We start from the raw sequence: 17,526 nt of genomic DNA on the forward strand, positions 1-17,526 counted from the left end.
CGCCCTCCCCTGGCCGGTCGACCAGCGCCCCCACGCCGGCCGCGGCGGACAGCGGGGCGGCCGGCGTGGGGGCGCTGGTCGACCGGCCAGGGGAGGGCGTGGTGATCCGGCACATCGGATCACCACGCCGGCTGGCGTGACGGGCACACGGGAAGCCGGCAGTGGTGGTCACGGGCCGTGACCTTTCGACAATTCCGCCCCCGATTCCCGACGGGCGGGACGGATGGGCAAGGATGGCGGCGATGGTCTACCGCTATTTTTACGACTGCGAGTTCATCGAGGACGGCCGGCTCGTCGACCTGGTGTCGATCGGCGTCGTCGATGAGTACGGTCGCGAGTTCTATGCCGTCTCCACGGAGTTCGACGACTCGCGGGCGGTGCCGTGGGTGCGCCGGCACGTACTGGACAAGCTGCCGTCCCCGGCGGACCGGGCGTGGCGCTCCCGGGAGCGGATCCGGGACGACCTCTACGAGTTCCTGATGGAGCCCGTCCGGGGTCGGCCGGGGGAGCGGCTGGAGCTCTGGGCCTGGTACGCGGCGTACGACCACGTGGTGCTGGCGCAACTCTGGGGAGCGATGCCCGCGCTGCCCCGGGAGATTCCGCGGTTCACGAAGGAACTTCGCCAGCGGTGGGACGACCGGGGTCGGCCGCCGCTGCCCGAGGCCGACGCCGAGCGGCATGACGCCCTGGTCGACGCCCGGCACAACCTGGCCCGCTGGCGGGCCATGCACTCCCGTTCCGAGCCGGAGTCGACGCCCTCCTGACCGGCGTCGTGAGGTGATTCCGGAGCATGTCGTGAGGTCATTCCGGATCATGAGGTGATTCCGGATCATCCGGTCGTGATCCGTCGGATCCGGACACCCGGTCCTTGATCATGATGATCTTCGTGTCCCGCCCCGCCAACCGCGTACGGGGCGCGCTGGCCTGCCCTCCGGCGGGCGACTACAGTGCGCAATGACGGCCCGCCCCGGGCCGGCAATGACGCCGACGGTCTGACCTGACTTCGACCCTGGGGCTTGACGGGCTTACTCGAAGCTCCAGGAGGAGAAGCAGATCATGCGTATCGGCGTGCTCACCGGTGGTGGTGACTGCCCGGGTCTGAACGCGGTGATCCGAGCGGTGGTGCGTAAGGGCGTTGCCACCTACGGCCACGACTTCATCGGATTCCGCGACGGTTGGCGCGGTCCGCTGGAAGGACTGACCAAGCCGCTCGGTATCGCGGAGGTGCGGGGCATCCTGCCGCGGGGCGGCACGATCCTGGGCTCCTCCCGGACCAACCCGTTCAAGATCGACGGCGGGGTCGAACAGATCAAGACCAACCTCGCCGAGCAGGGCGTGGACGCGCTGGTGGCGATCGGCGGCGAGGACACCCTCGGCGTCGCCACCAAGCTGCACGAACTCGGCGTCCAGGTGGTCGGCGTACCGAAGACTATCGACAACGACCTGAGCGCCACCGACTACACGTTCGGCTTCGACACCGCCGTGAACATCGCGATGGAGGCGATCGACCGGCTGCACACCACGGCGGAGAGCCACCACCGCACGCTGGTCGTCGAGGTGATGGGCCGGCACGCCGGCTGGATCGCCCTGCACGCCGGTCTCGCCGGTGGCGCGAACGTGATCCTGCTGCCCGAGCGGCAGTTCGACGTCGACCAGGTCGCCGGGTACGTCGAGAAGCGCTTCCAGCACCAGTACGCCCCGATCGTCGTCGTGGCGGAGGGCGCACAGCCGCTCGACGGCCAGATGGTGCTGCACAACCAGGAGCTGGACTCGTTCGGCCACGTCCGGCTCGGTGGCATCGGCCAGTGGCTCGCCCAGCAGTTGGAGGCGAAGACCGGCAAGGAGGCCCGGACGGTCGTACTCGGGCACATCCAGCGCGGTGGCACGCCGACCGCGTTCGACCGGGTCCTCGCCACCCGGCTCGGCCTCCAGGCGATCGACGCGGTGAACGAGGGTGACTGGGGCAAGATGGTCGCCATGCAGGGCACCGACATCGTCCGGGTTCCGCTGGCGGATGCGACCCGTGAGCTGAAGACCGTGCCGCTGGAGCGCTACACCGAGGCCGAGGTCTTCTTCGGCAGCTGACGATCCGTGGTGGTGGGTCGGCCCGCCGTACCCGGCTCGGAGCGGTCAGGCCTGACCGCTCCGCCGGGCGCGGCGGGCCGACCCCGAACCCGGGCAGCCACCGGCCCGCGATGGCCTGGTGGCTAACACGTGAGGAGAAGCGATGTCGCCGGGAGCGCACACCGTCGCCGTGATCGGCACCGGAAAGATCGGCGAATTGATGCTCTCCGGGTTGCTCCGGGCGGGATGGCCGGTGGACCGGCTGCTGGCCACGACGCGGCGGCAGAGCCGGGCCGAGGAGATCGCCACCCGGTACGGCGTACGGGTGGTGGACAACCCGACCGCGGTCGCGGAGGCGGACGTTCTCGCCGTGTCGGTGAAGCCGCAGGACGCCGAGGCGCTGCTCGACGAGATCGGTCCGAAGGTACCGGCCGACAAGTTGTTGATCTCGCTCTGCGCGGGCCTGCCGACGAGCTTCTTCGCCCGGCGGCTGCCGGACGGCACGCCGGTGATCAGGGTGATGACGAACACGCCGGCACTGGTCGACCAGGCGATGACGGCGATCTCGGCCGGCGTGCATGCGACAGTGGCCCACCTGGAACTCGCCGAGGAGATGTTCCGGCCGCTGGGCGCGACGATCCGGGTCCCCGAGTCGCAGCAGGACGCGGTGACGGCGTTGTCCGGTTCCGGACCGGCCTACTTCTATCTGCTGGTCGAGGCGATGGTCGACGCGGGGATCCTGCTCGGCCTGCCCCGCCAGGTGGCACACGAGTTGATCGTGCAGACCGCGATCGGGTCCGCGATCATGCTGCGGGACTCCGGCGAGCACCCGGTGAAGCTGCGGGAGGCGGTGACCTCGCCGGCCGGGACGACGATCTCCGCGATCCGGGAGTTGGAGAATCACGGCGTCCGGGCCGCGCTGCTGGCCGCGCTCGAGGCGGCCCGGGACCGGGCCCGGGAGATCGCCGCCCAGCACGAGTGAGCGGTGCGGGCGGAGCGCGCGGTGCGGCCGGAGTGTGCGGCGCGGCCCGACTCAGCCCTCTGGCTGGTCCGGAGCAGCCCCCCGTGCCCCATACTGGCCGACGTGTTCACCCTCGCCCAGGCGCGCCACATGATCGCCACGCTGCGCCCCCGGATTGACGAGCTCATCATGCTCCGTGCCGACCTGGCCGAGCTGCAGACCGACCTCGCCGATCGGGGGGCCAGCCCGCTGGGCGGGTTGCCGGAGGTCAAGGGGCTGGAGGCGCGGATCTTCGGCATCCTCGAGGAGTTGACCGGGCACGAGATCCAGGTCAAGGGCTTCGCGCCGGTGCTGCTCGACTTTCCCGGTGAGCGCGACGGCCGGCCGGTGCTGTGGTGCTGGCTGGAGGGTGACGACGACGTGGGCTGGTACCACCGGGTGGAGTGCGGGTTCGCGGGTCGTCGCCGGGTCTGACCCGGCTCGGCCCGGGCCTACCGGGCCGGGGTGGCTGGGTCATACCGGCCCTGGGTCGCTGGGTCGTACCGGGCCGGGTAGTACCGGGCCGGGGCAGACCGGGCCGGCGGGCGGACGTCAGCCGGCGGCCGAACTCGGAATCACCACCGGCACGTCGGCGACGGCGAAGACGACCAGGTTGTCCAGATAGTGGCCGGTCGGTCGGTGGAACACCCCGTCGCAGGTGATCAGGCGCAACTCGGCTCCGGGTGTGGGCCCGTAGACGGCGGCCGTCGGAAAGTCGTCCTTCGCGTGCCGGCTGAGCCCGGTCACCCGGAACGGAACCCATCCGGTGTTCCGCCGTACCTCGATCCGGTCGCCCGGACGCAGTTCGGACAGCCGGTGGAAGACGGCAGGCCCGGCTTCCGAGTCGACGTGCCCGGCGATCACCGCGGGTCCGACGTCACCGGGTGCGGCTCCTCCGGCGTACCAACCGGCCTCGGCGAAGTCGGTGGGTGCGGCGAGTCGCCCGGTCCGGTCCAACCGCAGCCGGGCCAGCGTGGAGTCGATCCGGATCCGCGGAATCCGTATCCGGGTGGGTGGCCCGGTGGGTGATCGGACGGCCGTCCGGGCCGGCGCGGGCGGGCAGCCGACCTGGCAGCCCGGCGGCCCGATCCCGGTCGTCGCGGTCGTCCCCGTGGTCCCGGTCGTCATCGTCGTCGCCGTGGTCGCCGTGGTCGCGGCCGTGGAGTCGGGCGTCGACGCCGGCCGGCCGTCGCCGGTCACGGTGCCGCCGACTCCGGCGCCGAGCAGGGCACAGAGTGCCAGGCTGGCGAGGCTCGGCGCAGCCGCCGGCCGGATCGGGCCCGCCGTCATCTGGAGGAAGTGCGGCGCCGACGGCGCCAGAAGAGGTTCCGGCTGGTCGCCGCGACGACGACCGTGAGGAGCGCACCGACCGAGGCCAGCCCGATCGGGTACGCCGAATCGCCCGGTCCGGCCGTACCGCCAGCTCCGGTGTCCACGCCACCGGCCGGCACCACGACTCCGCCCCGCGCGTCGACCCGTAGCTCGGTGGTCAGGCCACTCTGCTTCGCGTCGAGCACCAGCAGCGAGTAGACCGTGCCGTCGGCGAGTGACACGTCGACAGTCGTCGGCTTCGCGCCGGTCGCCGACAACCGCAGCGTCGACCGCCCCGGCTCGACCTCGTGGTACGCGGTGGTGGTGGCGAACTGCACGCCGCTGGCGATGCTGGCCCCCTCGGCGACCGACACGTCGATCACCGGCGCGCGTACCGACGCCTGCACCACCCGGACCTTCGCCCGGCCCTCCGGCGGTGCGCTCAGGTCGTCGTCGAGCACCTTCAGCCCCAGCCCGGCGTACCGGCCGACACCGGCGACGGTGTACGCCTTCCCGGCCGCCACCGAGACCCGTTCGGTGAGCACCGGCGGATCAGCGGCAGGTGCGCCGGCCCTGCGCATCGCCACCGAGTACGGGCCGACCGGCAACGGCAGGTACGGCGACAGCACGCCGTAGCCGACCGCCTTGAAGACCTGCGGTTTGGCCGAGCCGGTCGCGGGACCGAGATAGACGTCGACGGCCGGGGTGTCCGGCGACAGGTGGGCCAGCCGCACGTAGCCGACCCTCGCCCCGGTAGCGGTGGCGGTGGTCGGGAGGACGGTGGTACCCAGGCCGAGCCCGAGGCCGAGGGCGGCCGCCCCGGCCGCGATCCGTCGCCCGATCCGGATCGATGATGTGGTGGTGTGGTGCATCGTGCCTCCTGATCGTGGCGGGCACGGTAGCGGCCCGAAGGCCCGGAACGTCGCACTGGCGGTCCGTCCGGACGGCGCGATCACGGGAGGACGCTCGGGAGGACCACCGGGCCGTGGAAAGGGTCCCGAGTCGGTACCGGGACCCGCAAGCTCGCCACACAGGGTTACTTAATCGTTACGCATTTCGGACGTGGGGCCGTTCCGGGCGGCCGAGCCCGGCTCGGAGTCGTCGGACGGTGGTAGGTGGTACTACCTGGGCAGCGCCTTCTCGATGGCGGCGGCGACTTCCGGCGCCTCCGGCTCGACCTGGGGCGCGAACCGGGCGATGGCGGTGCCGTCCGGTGCGACCAGGAACTTCTCGAAGTTCCACCGGATGTCACCGGAATGTCCGCCGGCATCGGGGACGTCCACGAGGGCGGCGTAGAGCGGGTGCCGATCAGGTCCGTTGACGTCGATCTTCTCGGTCATCGGAAAGGTCGCGCCGAAGGTGGACCGCGCGAATTCGGCGATCTCGGCCGGGGTACCGGGTTCCTGGTCGGCGAACTGGTTGCTGGGCACGCCCAGCACGGTCAGACCGCGCTCGGCATACGTTTCGTGGAGCATCTGGAGACCGACGTACTGCGGAGTCAGCCCACATCGTGAGGCGAGGTTGACCACGAGCAGCGCGTTGCCCCGGAACTGACTGAGATCGGTGAAGAAACCCCCGGTCAGCGCTCCGATCTCGACGTCGAAGACGTTCACGTCGCCTCCTCGTTACGTTCGTCGTCGCTGTGACGTGCTGGGCTGGGCTGGTCGATGCCCTCGCTGCGCTCGGCCATGCGCCGAGGCTACCGGTCGGGCGGCCCGACGGTACCGGTTACGGCGTCGCCGCTCGCATCAAGGGCTCGCGCGCCGGCCGTATTCTTGCCCCCGTGGGTGCCCACGACTTCCGGCTCGGAGTGGACTTCGGCACGTCCAACACCGTCGCGGTGCTGCGCTGGCCGGACGGGCGGGTGCGCCCGCTGCTCTTCGACGGTTCGCCGCTGCTGCCCTCGGCGGTGTTCGCCGGTCTCGACGGCCGGATCGCGGTCGGCCGCAACGCCCTGCACGCCGGGCGGGCACATCCGGAGCGCTTCGAGCCGTACCCGAAGCGGTGCATCGACGACGGCACGGTACTGCTCGGAAACGTCGGCACGTCGACCGAACCGGTCGGGGTTCCGGTCGAGGAACTGATCACGGCGGTGCTGCGGCGGGTGGCGGAGGAGGCGACACGTACGGCGGGGCAGTCGGTTCCGCACGCCGTACTCACCTTTCCGGCCGGATGGCGGCAGGCGCGTCGGAGCATCCTGCTGAGCGCGGCGAACCCCGTGTTTCCCCACGTGGCGCTGGTGCCGGAGCCGGTAGCCGCGGCCGGTCACTTCGTCGCGCTGGAGGGCGCCGCCGTGCAACCCGGCTCCGCCGTGATGGTCTACGACCTCGGCGCGGGCACCTTCGACGCCTCGGTGGTGCGTCGTACGGCCGACGGCTTCGAGGTGCTCAACACGGAAGGGCTCTCCGACGCCGGGGGACTGGACGTCGACGCGGCGATGATGGCGTACGTCGGCGCGCTCTACGCCGCCCGGGACTCGGCGGCCTGGCGGCGGCTGGGGCAGCCGGTCACGCCCGCCGACCGCCGGCTCAGCCGGGCACTCTGGGACGACATCCGGGTCGGCAAGGAGATCCTGTCCGAGTCGACGAGTGTGCTGGTGCACGTGCCACTCTTCGATGACGAGGTGCCGTTCGGGCGTGAGCAGGTGGAACAACTCGCGCAACCGATCCTGGCCCGGACGGTCGCGGTGGCCCGGTCCACGTTGCGGGGTACCGGGATCGACGCGGCGGACCTCGCCGGGCTCTACCTGGTCGGTGGCGCCAGCCGGCTTCCGTTGGTGGCGACGATGCTGCACCGGGCCTTTGGCATCGCACCCGCCAGCGTCGAACAGCCGGAACTGGCCGTGGCGGAGGGCAGCCTGCGCGCGGTGTCCTGGCCGGCCGCCGTGGACGGTGAACTGTCGGTTTCCGTGTCCGGCACCGCTACCACCACCACGACGGCGAACGCCTCCGCCACTACCGGGGCTCCCGGCGGTACGGCGACGCCCGGCGGTACGGCTCCGCTCGGGAACACGGCTCCGCTCGGGAACACGGCTCCGCTCGGGAACACGGCTCCGCTTGGAAATACGGTGTCGAGCCGCTGGCGGGTGGTAGCCCGGTGGGCGGCGGACACCGCCGGTGGGCGTACCCCGAAGCGGTGGGTGGCGGCCGGGGTCGCCCTCGTCGGGGTGGCGGCGGTGCTGGCTCTGCTGCCGACCCTCGGCCGGGGCGAGGGCAACGGCTCTTCGGCCGACGGCCCCGGCAACGGAGTCCGGGGTAGCCAGGCCAGCAGCACCCCGACGGCGTCCGCCTCGCCGACCCCGGCGCCGACCCCCTCCTCGGCGATCGACTTCTGCCTGATCGGGACCTGGCGGGAAACCTCCAACACGGTCGACTTCGGCTTCAGCGGCGTTCAGGTCACGATGAAGGCATCGGGTGCGATCCGCCGGCACTGGCCGGACGGTCGGGGCGTGACCCAGTTCGGCAGGGCGACGACCTGGACCGGGCGGTTGAACGGCCGTCGCTACGACGTCGTCACCAGCGGCACCCTCAAGTTCAAGTTGCGGACCGGCGACGGGCAGATGTTCGCGCAGAGCACCGGGGCCAGCGGCACCACCATCGGCCGGATCAACGGTCGGGAGAGCTGGCGGGAGCCGTTGCGGGCCGCCGTGGGATCGTCGAACTACGCCTGCTCGGCTGAGGTGTTGAGCGTCAGTCTGGACAAGCGGGACATCGAGCTGCGCCGGGTCAGTCGTAACCCGGACGCGAAGGTCTGACCCACCCGCCGACTGCCGGATCGTCCAGTGGGGACGGCACTGGTTGCCGCCGGGAGGAAATCGAAACATGGACATCTTGACGAAGCGGTGAACCGCTGAGTAGCGTCGCCTCAGTTAAATGGAAAGTTTCCTATTAGTTAGCAGGGAGACGCCACCATGAGGAGATCCATCCGCCGGACGCTCTGGGCCGGCGTCGTGGCCGCGGTGGCCATCGCCGCGGTCCCGGTCACCGCGGCTCTCGGCGCCGGCAGCCTCACCACCAGCTTCACCGCCAGTTCCGACTGGGGCTCCGGCCACGAGGTCAGGGTCACCGTCACCAACGGCACCGACGCCTCGGTGAGCACCTGGCGGGTCGAGTTCGACCTGCCCGCCGGCACCGCCATGAGCAGCTTCTGGGACGCCGACGTCACCCGGACCGGTGACCGGTACGTGGCGGTGAAGAAGAGCTGGGCCGGTGCGCTGGCGCCGGGCGCGTCGGCGACCTGGGGCTACATCGGCTCCGGCGGCTACCGGGCGCCGGTGAACTGCACCGTCAACGGGACCGCCTGCGGCGGCGGGACCACGCCGACCGCGACCCCGACCACCGTCCGGCCGACCACGGCGCCGCCGACGACCCCACCACCGACCACGCCGCCGGTGACCACACCGCCGCCCGACCCGGGCGGCCAGAAGGTGGTCGGCTACTTCACCCAGTGGGGCGTCTACCAGCGGGCGTACCACGTCAAGAACATCCACACCAGCGGCTCGGCCGCCAAGCTGACCCACATCATGTACGCCTTCGGAAACACCACCGGCGGCCGGTGCACCATCGGGGACAGCTACGCGGACTACGACCGGGCGTACACGGCGGCGGAGAGCGTTGACGGTGTGGCCGACACCTGGGACACCGGCGCACTGCGCGGCAACTTCAACCAGCTCCGCAAGCTCAAGCGGATGTACCCGAACCTGCGGGTGATCTGGTCGTTCGGCGGCTGGACCTGGTCCGGCGGCTTCACCCAGGCCGCGCAGAACCCGGCCGCGTTCGCCGAGTCCTGCCACAGCCTGGTCGAGGACCCGCGCTGGGCGGACGTCTTCGACGGCATCGACATCGACTGGGAGTACCCGAACGCCTGCGGACTGACCTGCGACGCCAGCGGCCCGAACGCGTTCAGGAACGTGGTCTCCGCGCTGCGTAGCCGGTTCGGGTCGTCCGCGCTGGTCACCGCCGCGATCACCGCGGACGGCAGCAACGGCGGCAAGATCGACGCGGCCGACTACGCCGGGGCGATCAACAACCTCAACTGGCTGATGCCGATGACGTACGACTACTTCGGCGCCTTCGCCGCGCAGGGGCCGACGGCGCCGCACTCGCCGCTCACCTCGTACACCGGGATTCCGCAGCAGGGCTTCTGGTCCGACGCGGCGATCCAGAAGCTGAAGAGCAAGGGCGTTCCGGCCAACAAGCTGCTGCTCGGCATCGGCTTCTACGGTCGGGGCTGGACCGGCGTCACCCAGGCCACCCCGGGCGGTACGGCCACCGGGGCGGCACCGGGCACCTACGAGGCGGGCATCGAGGACTACAAGGTGCTCAAGAACACCTGCCCGGCGACCGGCACCATCGCCGGCACGGCGTACGCGAAGTGCGGCAACAACTGGTGGAGTTACGACACCCCGGGCACCATCGGCGGCAAGATGTCGTACGCCAAGGGTCAGGGGCTGGGCGGCTCGTTCTTCTGGGAGCTGTCCGGCGACACGGCCAACGGTGAACTGATCACCGCCATCTCCAACGGTCTCCGTTAGTCGGCGCGGCCACCGACCCAGGCGCACGAGCCGGGCTCTGGTCATCCGGGGAGGGGTGACCAGGGTCCGGCCGCCGGTCCATAAGGTGGTCCAATGGTCGCGGCCCTGGAGCTGTATCTCGACACCGACGCCACCCGGCGGATCCGGGTGCTCTGGGAAGCCCTGGAGTCCGAGGGCGTGCAGAGCATGCGTTCGCTGCTGGGACAGCGGCACCGTCCGCACGTCTCGCTGGCGGTCGCCCCGCGACTCGACCCGGAGCAGGTCGCCGGGGCTCTGGCCGGTACGGTCGTGGCCGCGCCGCTGCGGCTGTCGTTCCAGTACGCCGGCCAGTTCGTCGGCCGGGTGGTGTGGCTGGGGCCGACCCCCACCGCCGAGCTGCTGACCCACCAGGAGACGGTCCACACCCGACTGGTCCAGGCCGGTGTTCCGGTCAGCGAGCACTACCGGCCCGGTCGCTGGGTGCCGCACTGCACGCTCTCCATGCGAGTGCCCAACGCCGCGATGGCGGCGGCGGTACGACGTTGCCTGGAGGTGCTGCCGATCGAGGCGACCGTGGTCGGCGCCGCCGTCGTCGACCACGCGCGGGACATCGTCCACCCGCTCGAATAGACCATTCCGGCATCGCGGGTCAGCCGTCGGAGTCGCCGGGTGCCACCAGCCCGCTCTCGTAGGCGAGGACGACGGCCTGGGCCCGGTCCCGGAGGGTGAGCTTGGCGAAGATCCGGGCGACATGGGTCTTCACGGTGGCCTCGCTCAGCGTCAGCCGGTGCGCCAGTTCGGTGTTGGACAGCCCCCGACCCAGCAGGGTCAGGACCTCGAGTTCCCGGGGCGTCAACGCGGCGAGGTCCCGGTGCGGGGCCGCGCGGGTACCGGTCGCGTGAGCCGCCCCGCCCCTGCCGGCGCCAGCGGACGTGGCGTCAGCGGCGGCGAAGCGTTCGACGAGTCGTCGGGTGATCGAGGGGGAGAGGAGGGCGTCTCCGGTGTTGACCAGCCGTACGGCGGCGGCGAGGTGTTCCGGCGTGACGTCCTTGAGCAGGAACCCGCTGGCCCCGGCCGCCAGTGCGGCGTAGACGTACCGGTCCAGGTCGAACGTGGTCAGCATGATCACCCGACTCTGCGGGGTCTGCGCCAGGATGCGCCGGGCTGCCTGTAGACCGTCCATGTTCGGCATCCGGATGTCCAACAGCACGACGTCCGGCCGGAGCTTCTGCGCCGCCGTCACCGCCTCGACGCCGTCGGCGGCCTCGCCCACCACGTCCAGACCACGCGCGGTCAGGATCATCCGGAAGCCGGTACGCACCAGGGCCTGGTCGTCGACGATGAGGATCCGGGGAACCGGCTCGGCACCGACCGGCTCCCGCCCATCCGACACTGTCACGGCCGGTCCAGGGGGATTCGGGCGCGTACCCGGTAGCCGCCGCCGAGGCGCCGCCGGGCGTCCAGGTCACCGCCGTAGACCGCGACGCGTTGCCGCAGTCCCAACAGGCCATGCCCGGCCCCGGCGCCGTCGTCCGGCCGATCATCCGTCGACCTCCGGCGGTTTCCGGCCACGGGCGCCTCCGACCCGGGCCGACCGCCGGACAGCACACTCGGGCCGGTGTTGAGCACCTCCACCCGGAGGTAGCGGTTCGCGTACCGGATGGTGACCTCGGCCTTCGCTCCGTCGCCGTACCGGAGGGCGTTGGTCAGCGCCTCCTGCACGATCCGGTACACGGTCAGGTCGATGCCGGCCGGCAGCGGATAGGGCTCGCCGGTGATCCGTACCTCGACCGGCAGCCCGGCGAACGCGATCCGGTCGATCAGCGGGCTCAGTTGGCGCAGCCCGGGCTGTGGCGCGAGGCCCGTGCCGTCGCCACCCTCCTCGCCGTCCTGCGACGGCGCGAGCAGGCCGAGCAGGTACCGCAGTTCGGTCATCGCGTCCCGCCCGGCACCCTCGACGGCCGAGAGCGCCGCCGCGGCCTCGTCCGGCAGGGTGGCCAGCACCTCGCGCGCGGCCCCGGCCTGGACCACCATCAGGCTGACGTTGTGACTGACGATGTCGTGCAGTTCCCGGGCGATCCGGGCCCGCTCGGCCTCGACCGCGACCCGGGCGGCGCTCTCGCGCTCCCGTTCGAACAGCCAGCTCCGTTCGCCCAGGGCCCGTCGGTGCAGACGCCGTGCCCGCACCAGCGCCACCGTCAGCCACACCACGGCCGAGCAGGCCGCCGCGAGTGCGGCACTCAGCCAGAGCGTTCCGGATTCCCACACACCGACCACCTTCGCAGCACCCGCCCCGATCCGCGTCATCCCGGGGCAGCAGCGGCGTACATCCCCAGGATGACCAGGCCGGACGTTACCTCCGAGGGCTGATGCCGGCGCCGGCCGCCACCTCTAGCTTTGCAGCCATGACCAGCGAGGACAGCACCGGACAGGTCGTCGTGCGACTCGACGCCCTGCGCAAGGAGTACGGCGACACCACCGCACTGGACGGCGTGACCCTCCAGATCCGCAGCGGGGAGGCGGTCGCGGTGATGGGCCCGTCGGGCTGCGGAAAGTCGACCATGCTCAACATGATCGCCGGACTGGACCGACCGACCTCCGGCACCGTCACCGTGCACGGCGAGGAACTGGGTCGGCTCGGCGAGACCGGGCTCGCCCTGTTCCGGCGCAAGCGGATCGGCATGATCTTCCAGTTCTTCAACCTGCTCGACGACCTGCCGGCGCTGGACAACGTGGCGCTGGCCGGACAGTTGACCGGCATCCCGGCCAGGCAGTCGCGCAGGCGGGCCCTCGAACTCCTCGACGAACTCGGGATCGCCGACCGGAGGAACATCTATCCGGCCGCGCTGAGCGGTGGTGAGCGGCAGCGGGTGGCCGTCGCCCGGGCCCTGATGAACCGGCCGGCACTGCTGTTGGCGGACGAGCCGACCGGCGCCCTGGACAGCTCCGCCGGCGAGCAGGTGATGGACCTGTTGCTCGACCTCAACCAGATCGGTCAGACGCTGCTACTGGTGACCCACGACCAGGGCCTGGCCACCCGGTGCGCCACCCGGTTGGTCGAACTCGCCGACGGCCGGGTCGCCGGCGAACGCACCCTGGAGCGGGCGGCGTGAGCGCGGTCTGGCGGACCGCTCGGGCGGCCGTACGGCGTCGCCGGTTGCAGACGACGGTCATCGGTCTGGTCGTGCTGTTCTCCACCGCGACGATCGTGGTCGCGCTGGGACTGCTGGACGCCTCTTCGGCCCCCTTCGAGCGGGCCTTCGCGGCACAGCGTGGCGCCCATGTCGTCGCGGCGTTCGACGGGACCCGGGTCGGCACGGCGGACCTGACCCGGACAGCCGAGATTCCGGGAGTCGAGGCCGTCGCGGGCCCCTTCGCACAGGTCGTACTGGACATCCCCGCGGACGGCGCGGCGCACTCGTTCCTGTCGGGCCCGGTCACCGTGGTGGGTCGGGCGGACCCCGGTGGTGCCGTGGACAGGATCGACCTCTGGGCTGGCCGGTGGGCCACCGGCCCCGGTGAGATCGTCCTCAACGCGGTGCCCCCGCCCCCCGGCCGACCCTCGCCGTTCCCGCTGCACGAAAAGATCAGCATTTCCGGCCGGGCGGCGTTCACCGTCGTCGGTTACGCCTACAGCCTGACCCAGACGGCCACCGCCTGGGTCTCACCCGAACAGGCCGCGGCCCTGCGTCCGACCAGTATCCAGATGCTCTACCGGTTCACCGCGGCGGCCACGGAGCGCGAGATCGACGCCGGGATGGCCGCCGTCACCGGGGAACTTCCGTCGGATGCGCTGGTCGCCGCGCAGTCGTACCTCGTCGTCAAGCAGGCGGCCGCCGCCGGGCCGGGCGTGTACGTGCCGTTCCTGATGGCCTTCGGTGTCCTCGGGCTGGTGACGGCGATCCTGATCGTCGGCAACGTGGTCAGTGGCGCGGTGGTATCCGGGTTCCGGCATATCGGGATCCTCAAGGCGCTCGGTTTCAGCCCGCGCCAGGTGCTCGCGGTCTACCTCGTGATGGTCTGCGTTCCGGGGGGCGTCGGCTGCGTGCTGGGCACCGTACTCGGCAACCTCGCCGCCGAGCCGCTGTTGGGCAACGCGTACCAGGGGTTGGGGTTCAATCCGGGCGACAGCGGCGTTCCCGTCTGGGTCGACGTGGTCACCCTGCTGGGGATCCCGGCCATCGTGGTTCTCGCGGCGCTCGTACCCGCGCTGCGCGCACACCGGCTGTCCGCGGCCGAGGCGATCAGCGCGGGCAGTGCGTCCCGGGCCGGCCGCGGGTTGCGGATCCAACGGTGGCTCAGTGGCACCCGGCTGCCGCGCTCGGTCAGCCTGGGCCTGGGGCTGCCGTTCGCCCGGCCCGGCCGGACGACCCTGACCATGGCCGCCGTCGTGCTCGGCGTGACCACGGTGACGTTCGCGACCGGCCTGGCCAGCACGGTGACCGGGTACGCCGACGCCACGGACGGCAACGACACCGTCGGGGTACGGGCGAATCCCCCCGGGTCGGAGCTGGAGACGCCGTCGTCGCTGACCGAATCGCAGATCGAGGCGCTGCTGCGCTCGCTGCCCGGCACGTCCAGGGTGACCGTCAACCTGGACCTCGAGTTCTCGCTCGTCGGGTCCACCCAGCCCGTGCGGGTCATCTTCCTGCACGGGGATGTCGGCACCCAGGGGTACCCGGACCAGCTCGTCGACGGCCGCTGGATGTCCCGACCGGGCGAGGCGGTCGTTCCCTCGAAGCTGTTGCGCGAGCGCGGCCTTGCGGTCGGCGACCGCATCACGCTGGAACTCGACGGCCGGCAGGGCGCGGTGACCGTTGTCGGCGAGACCATGGAGGGTCCCCCGGGACCGCCCGGGATCCTCGCCGACCGGCAGACGCTCGCCGAACTCGCGCCGGACCGTCAACTCGCCAACCACCAGTTCCTCTTCCAGGTCCAGCTCGCCTCCGGGGCCGACGTCCAGGGATACCTCGCTGCGGTCCGGGCGGCGGATCCGGGGCTCTACGCGTTCGACAACGCGGGGACCGACTCGTTCAGCGTCGCCGTCGTCAGCCTCGCCGCGACGTTGACCCTGATGCTGGGGACGGTCACGGCGCTCGGCGTCTTCAACACCGTCGTGCTCAACACCCGGGAACGCCGTCGTGACCTCGGCATGCTCAAGTCGATCGGGATGACACCCCGGCAGGTGACCGTGATGATGGTGACCTCGATGGCGGCCCTGGGTGCGGTCGGCGGACTGCTCGGCATCCCGCTCGGGATGCTCGCACACCGTTTCATCGTGCCGTTGGTGGCGGATGCGGCGCAGATCGGTGTCGCGCGGATGCTGCTGCATGTCTGGCAGCCGGAGGTGCTCGGCATGCTGGCCCTCGCGGGGGTCGTGATCGCGGTGGTCGGCGCGTTCATCCCGGCCCGTTCGGCGGCCCGGCTCAGTATCGCCAAGGTGCTGCACAACGAGTGATCAGCCGGGCGACCGGCCAAGGTTCCTGATTGGTGTCCGGGCGTCGACGACGGGTCCGTCGTCGGCGCCCGGCCGGGCTACCGGGTCCGACCTGGCCCCGTCATCCGCCGGAATCCTGGCGGAGCAGGTCGCGCAGGATCTGCTCGTCCCCGTCGTCCAGGGTGCCGACGAACCGCCGCAGCACCGAGCCGCGGTCGGGCTCGGCGGCCAGCAGCCGGCTCATCCGTTCGGCGACCAGACCGGCGGCGTCCCGCACGGCGCCGTAGCGGTAGGCCCGGCCGTCCCGGTCACGGGTGACCGCGCCCTTGTCCAACAGCCGGGTCAGGGTCGTCACCACGGCGCTGTAGGACAGCGCCCCGCCGGGGTCGAGTCGGTCGCGGACCTCGCCCGGCGTCAACGGGTGCGTGGCCTCGACGAGAACCGTGACCACCTGGGCTTCGAGCTGGCCGGGGCGTCGGCGGGAGCTTTCGGACGAGGCGTCGGCAGGGGGTGGTGTCGGGCTCATCACAGCCGACTCTATCGGTTGCCCCGGTCGCGTCGGCCGGGCCCGTCGAGCGTCCGGTGGCCTGTCGAGCGTCGGCCGGACCCGTTGACGCTCAGCCGTGGCAGACTCGACCGGTCTGGACGGAGAGACATGTTCGATCATTTCGTGTGGTCGGTGATCGTGGTTCCGCCGCTGATCGTGGTGACGATGCGGCTGCTGGCCGATCGCCTGCCACCCTCGACCGCCGCCGTCGTCATGGCCTGGTCGGCGGCGGGGGTGGCGGCGGCCAGCATGGTGAACCTCATCCTCTTCACGCTGACGGCGATCGCCGAGGTGCCGGCCGTCGGCAGGATGTTCGGCTGGTCTTGGCGGGTGGTCGTGGACGACACGGCACAGGTGGCCTGGGTGCCCTGGCTGAGCGCGGTGCTGCTGGTCGTCGCGACGGTGTCGGTCGGTCTGCGGTGGCGCGGTCACCGTCGGGCACTTCGCCTCAGCCACGTCGAGCTGCCCGACGGCGGCACGCTCGTGATGCTGCCCGACGCGACTCCGCAGGCGTTCGCGGTGCCGGGCCGCCCGGGTCACGTCGTGGTGACCACCGGTATGCGTCAACTGCTCACCGATCGTCAGTTCGACGCGCTGCTCGCCCACGAGAACGCGCACCTCACGGCGGGACATCACCGGCTCATCCGGCTGGCCGAACTCGCCGCCGCGACGCATCCGGCTCTGTGGTGGGTGGCCCGTTCCGTCGACTACCTGGTGGAACGGGCGGCCGACGAGCAGGCCGCGGTCGAGATCGGCAGTCGCCGTACGGTTGCCCACGCCATCGGGACGGCCGCGCTGGCCACGACGGGAAGCCGGGACCTCCGGGCCGGTCTGCACGCTGCGGCTTCGGGTGGGGTGGTTCCGCGCCGGGTGGCGGAACTCCTGCGTCCACCCGCACGCCGTCGCTGGTCCGGGCTGGGCGCCCTACCGGTGTCGCTGGCCCTGGCCTCGGTCGTCTGGACCGGCGAGGCGATCTACGACTTCTTCGAGTTGCTGAACGCGGCCCGGCCCGGCTGACGGCCGGAGCACCCCCGGCTGACGGTTCCGACTGTCGTGAACCCCCGCTGGTCACGAGCGCGGCTATACCGAGTATTATACTCAGTATAATCCGATGTGGAGGCGCCCCATGAGTGTTCGGCACGCCCTGTTGGCCCTGCTCGCCGAGGGTCCGAAGTTCGGGTTGCAACTGCGGCAGGAGTTCGAGGAGCGAACCGGGGAGGTGTGGCCGCTCAACGTCGGTCAGGTCTACACCACCCTGCAACGACTCGAACGCGATGGACTGGTGGAGTCCGAGGACATCCAGGCGGAGGGCCCGCAGAAGGGGTTCCGGATCACCGCCGTCGGCAGTAGCGAGCTTGCGGCCTGGCTCCGGACCCCACCGGACGCCGCGCTTCCGCCACGCGACGAGTTGGTGATCAAGGTGCTGGTGGCGCTCACCGTGCCCGGGGTGGACGTACACGAGGTGGTGCAGGTTCACCGCCGGCATCTGATCGAGGCGATGCAGCGGTACACCCGGCTGAAGGCGGACGCGTCGGAGCAGGACATCGGCGTCGGACTCGTGGTCGACGCCGAGCTGTTCCGGCTGGAGGCGGCCGTCCGGTGGCTCGACGCGGCCGACGCCCGGCTGACCCGGCGGCCGGCGACCACCTCCGTTC

17 protein-coding genes are annotated in these 17,526 nt (G+C 71.4%); 11 read left to right on the top strand and 6 right to left on the bottom strand.

The window, feature by feature from the left end:
- The first annotated feature begins 242 nt into the window (after positions 1-242).
- From I0C86_RS00715 to I0C86_RS00730, 4 genes are all read left to right on the top strand, one after another.
- Entirely contained in the window at positions 243-764 is a 522-nt protein-coding gene (locus I0C86_RS00715) for a polyadenylate-specific 3'-exoribonuclease AS (RefSeq protein WP_196199205.1), read from the top strand.
- 292 nt (positions 765-1,056) lie between these two features.
- Positions 1,057-2,085, top strand: coding sequence for a 6-phosphofructokinase (locus I0C86_RS00720; RefSeq protein WP_196199191.1), 1,029 nt, complete (start codon positions 1,057-1,059; stop codon positions 2,083-2,085).
- A gap of 142 nt (positions 2,086-2,227) precedes the next feature.
- Complete coding sequence (gene proC / locus I0C86_RS00725; protein ID WP_196199192.1) at positions 2,228-3,046, top strand: pyrroline-5-carboxylate reductase; 819 nt, start codon at positions 2,228-2,230, stop codon at positions 3,044-3,046.
- 102 nt (positions 3,047-3,148) lie between these two features.
- The gene (locus I0C86_RS00730) at positions 3,149-3,499 is read left to right on the top strand and encodes a DUF2203 domain-containing protein (RefSeq protein ID WP_196199193.1); all 351 of its coding nucleotides are present in this window, start codon (positions 3,149-3,151) and stop codon (positions 3,497-3,499) included.
- 117 nt (positions 3,500-3,616) lie between these two features.
- On the opposite strand, the gene I0C86_RS00735 is transcribed toward I0C86_RS00730, so the two are convergent.
- From I0C86_RS00735 to I0C86_RS00745, 3 genes are all read right to left on the bottom strand, one after another.
- On the bottom strand, positions 3,617-4,354 hold the full coding sequence (locus I0C86_RS00735) for a class F sortase (protein WP_230393306.1): 738 nt from the start codon (positions 4,352-4,354) through the stop codon (positions 3,617-3,619).
- Positions 4,351-5,247 carry a DUF4397 domain-containing protein gene (locus tag I0C86_RS00740; RefSeq protein ID WP_196199194.1) on the bottom strand — a complete coding sequence of 299 codons (897 nt, stop codon included), beginning with the start codon at positions 5,245-5,247 and terminating at the stop codon, positions 4,351-4,353. The genes I0C86_RS00735 and I0C86_RS00740 overlap by 4 nt, the downstream gene beginning before the upstream one ends.
- Before the next feature lie 249 nt (positions 5,248-5,496).
- Positions 5,497-5,988, bottom strand: a complete 492-nt coding sequence (locus I0C86_RS00745) for a glutathione peroxidase (protein WP_196199195.1) — start codon at positions 5,986-5,988, stop codon at positions 5,497-5,499.
- Positions 5,989-6,158: 170 nt separating this feature from the next.
- Here I0C86_RS00745 and I0C86_RS00750 point away from each other — a divergent pair, with 170 nt between their 5' ends.
- The 3 genes from I0C86_RS00750 to I0C86_RS00760 all read left to right on the top strand — a co-directional run bounded on the left by I0C86_RS00750 (position 6,159) and on the right by I0C86_RS00760 (position 10,517).
- The gene (locus I0C86_RS00750) at positions 6,159-8,129 is read left to right on the top strand and encodes an Hsp70 family protein (protein WP_196199196.1); all 1,971 of its coding nucleotides are present in this window, start codon (positions 6,159-6,161) and stop codon (positions 8,127-8,129) included.
- A 156-nt stretch (positions 8,130-8,285) separates the two neighbouring features.
- Complete coding sequence (locus I0C86_RS00755; protein WP_196199197.1) at positions 8,286-9,908, top strand: glycosyl hydrolase family 18 protein; 1,623 nt, start codon at positions 8,286-8,288, stop codon at positions 9,906-9,908.
- 93 nt (positions 9,909-10,001) lie between these two features.
- A complete protein-coding gene (locus I0C86_RS00760) occupies positions 10,002-10,517 on the top strand; it encodes a 2'-5' RNA ligase family protein (protein WP_196199198.1) in 516 nt (171 codons plus the stop codon).
- 19 nt (positions 10,518-10,536) lie between these two features.
- Here I0C86_RS00760 and I0C86_RS00765 read toward each other — a convergent pair whose 3' ends face one another.
- Both I0C86_RS00765 and I0C86_RS00770 read right to left on the bottom strand, forming a co-directional pair.
- Positions 10,537-11,190, bottom strand: coding sequence for a response regulator (locus I0C86_RS00765; protein WP_230393310.1), 654 nt, complete (start codon positions 11,188-11,190; stop codon positions 10,537-10,539).
- 92 nt (positions 11,191-11,282) lie between these two features.
- Positions 11,283-12,095 (bottom strand): sensor histidine kinase, encoded by an 813-nt coding sequence (locus tag I0C86_RS00770; RefSeq protein WP_323373395.1) that lies wholly within the window; start codon positions 12,093-12,095, stop codon positions 11,283-11,285.
- 197 nt (positions 12,096-12,292) lie between these two features.
- On the opposite strand from I0C86_RS00770, the gene I0C86_RS00775 reads away from it, so the two are divergent.
- Together I0C86_RS00775 and I0C86_RS00780 are read left to right on the top strand one after the other, a co-directional pair.
- A complete protein-coding gene (locus I0C86_RS00775) occupies positions 12,293-13,000 on the top strand; it encodes an ABC transporter ATP-binding protein (protein WP_196199200.1) in 708 nt (235 codons plus the stop codon).
- Complete coding sequence (locus tag I0C86_RS00780) at positions 12,997-15,345, top strand: ABC transporter permease (protein WP_196199201.1); 2,349 nt, start codon at positions 12,997-12,999, stop codon at positions 15,343-15,345. The genes I0C86_RS00775 and I0C86_RS00780 overlap by 4 nt, the downstream gene beginning before the upstream one ends.
- A 100-nt stretch (positions 15,346-15,445) precedes the next feature.
- Here the strand turns inward: I0C86_RS00780 and I0C86_RS00785 are convergent, their stop codons facing one another.
- Entirely contained in the window at positions 15,446-15,850 is a 405-nt protein-coding gene (locus I0C86_RS00785; RefSeq protein ID WP_196199202.1) for a BlaI/MecI/CopY family transcriptional regulator, read from the bottom strand.
- Positions 15,851-15,979: 129 nt separating this feature from the next.
- Between I0C86_RS00785 and I0C86_RS00790 the strand changes: the two genes are divergently transcribed.
- Both I0C86_RS00790 and I0C86_RS00795 read left to right on the top strand, forming a co-directional pair.
- Complete coding sequence (locus tag I0C86_RS00790) at positions 15,980-16,888, top strand: M56 family metallopeptidase (protein WP_196199203.1); 909 nt, start codon at positions 15,980-15,982, stop codon at positions 16,886-16,888.
- 109 nt (positions 16,889-16,997) lie between these two features.
- Positions 16,998-17,526: PadR family transcriptional regulator (locus tag I0C86_RS00795; protein ID WP_196199204.1), on the top strand; the 529-nt coding region annotated here is incomplete at its 3' end.

The sequence above is a fragment of the Plantactinospora alkalitolerans genome (assembly GCF_015690345.1).
GTDB classification, from domain to species: domain Bacteria; phylum Actinomycetota; class Actinomycetes; order Mycobacteriales; family Micromonosporaceae; genus Plantactinospora; species Plantactinospora alkalitolerans.

Coding starts and splice junctions, on each gene's coding strand:
- I0C86_RS00715 (WP_196199205.1), top strand. CDS start 243: ATGGTCTACCGCTATTTTTACGACTGCGAGTTCATCGAGGACGGCCGG.
- I0C86_RS00720 (WP_196199191.1), top strand. CDS start 1,057: ATGCGTATCGGCGTGCTCACCGGTGGTGGTGACTGCCCGGGTCTGAAC.
- proC (WP_196199192.1), top strand. CDS start 2,228: ATGTCGCCGGGAGCGCACACCGTCGCCGTGATCGGCACCGGAAAGATC.
- I0C86_RS00735 (WP_230393306.1), bottom strand. CDS start 4,354: ATGACGGCGGGCCCGATCCGGCCGGCGGCTGCGCCGAGCCTCGCCAGC.
- I0C86_RS00740 (WP_196199194.1), bottom strand. CDS start 5,247: ATGCACCACACCACCACATCATCGATCCGGATCGGGCGACGGATCGCG.
- I0C86_RS00755 (WP_196199197.1), top strand. CDS start 8,286: ATGAGGAGATCCATCCGCCGGACGCTCTGGGCCGGCGTCGTGGCCGCG.
- I0C86_RS00760 (WP_196199198.1), top strand. CDS start 10,002: ATGGTCGCGGCCCTGGAGCTGTATCTCGACACCGACGCCACCCGGCGG.
- I0C86_RS00765 (WP_230393310.1), bottom strand. CDS start 11,190: ATGATCCTGACCGCGCGTGGTCTGGACGTGGTGGGCGAGGCCGCCGAC.
- I0C86_RS00775 (WP_196199200.1), top strand. CDS start 12,293: ATGACCAGCGAGGACAGCACCGGACAGGTCGTCGTGCGACTCGACGCC.
- I0C86_RS00785 (WP_196199202.1), bottom strand. CDS start 15,850: ATGAGCCCGACACCACCCCCTGCCGACGCCTCGTCCGAAAGCTCCCGC.
- I0C86_RS00790 (WP_196199203.1), top strand. CDS start 15,980: ATGTTCGATCATTTCGTGTGGTCGGTGATCGTGGTTCCGCCGCTGATC.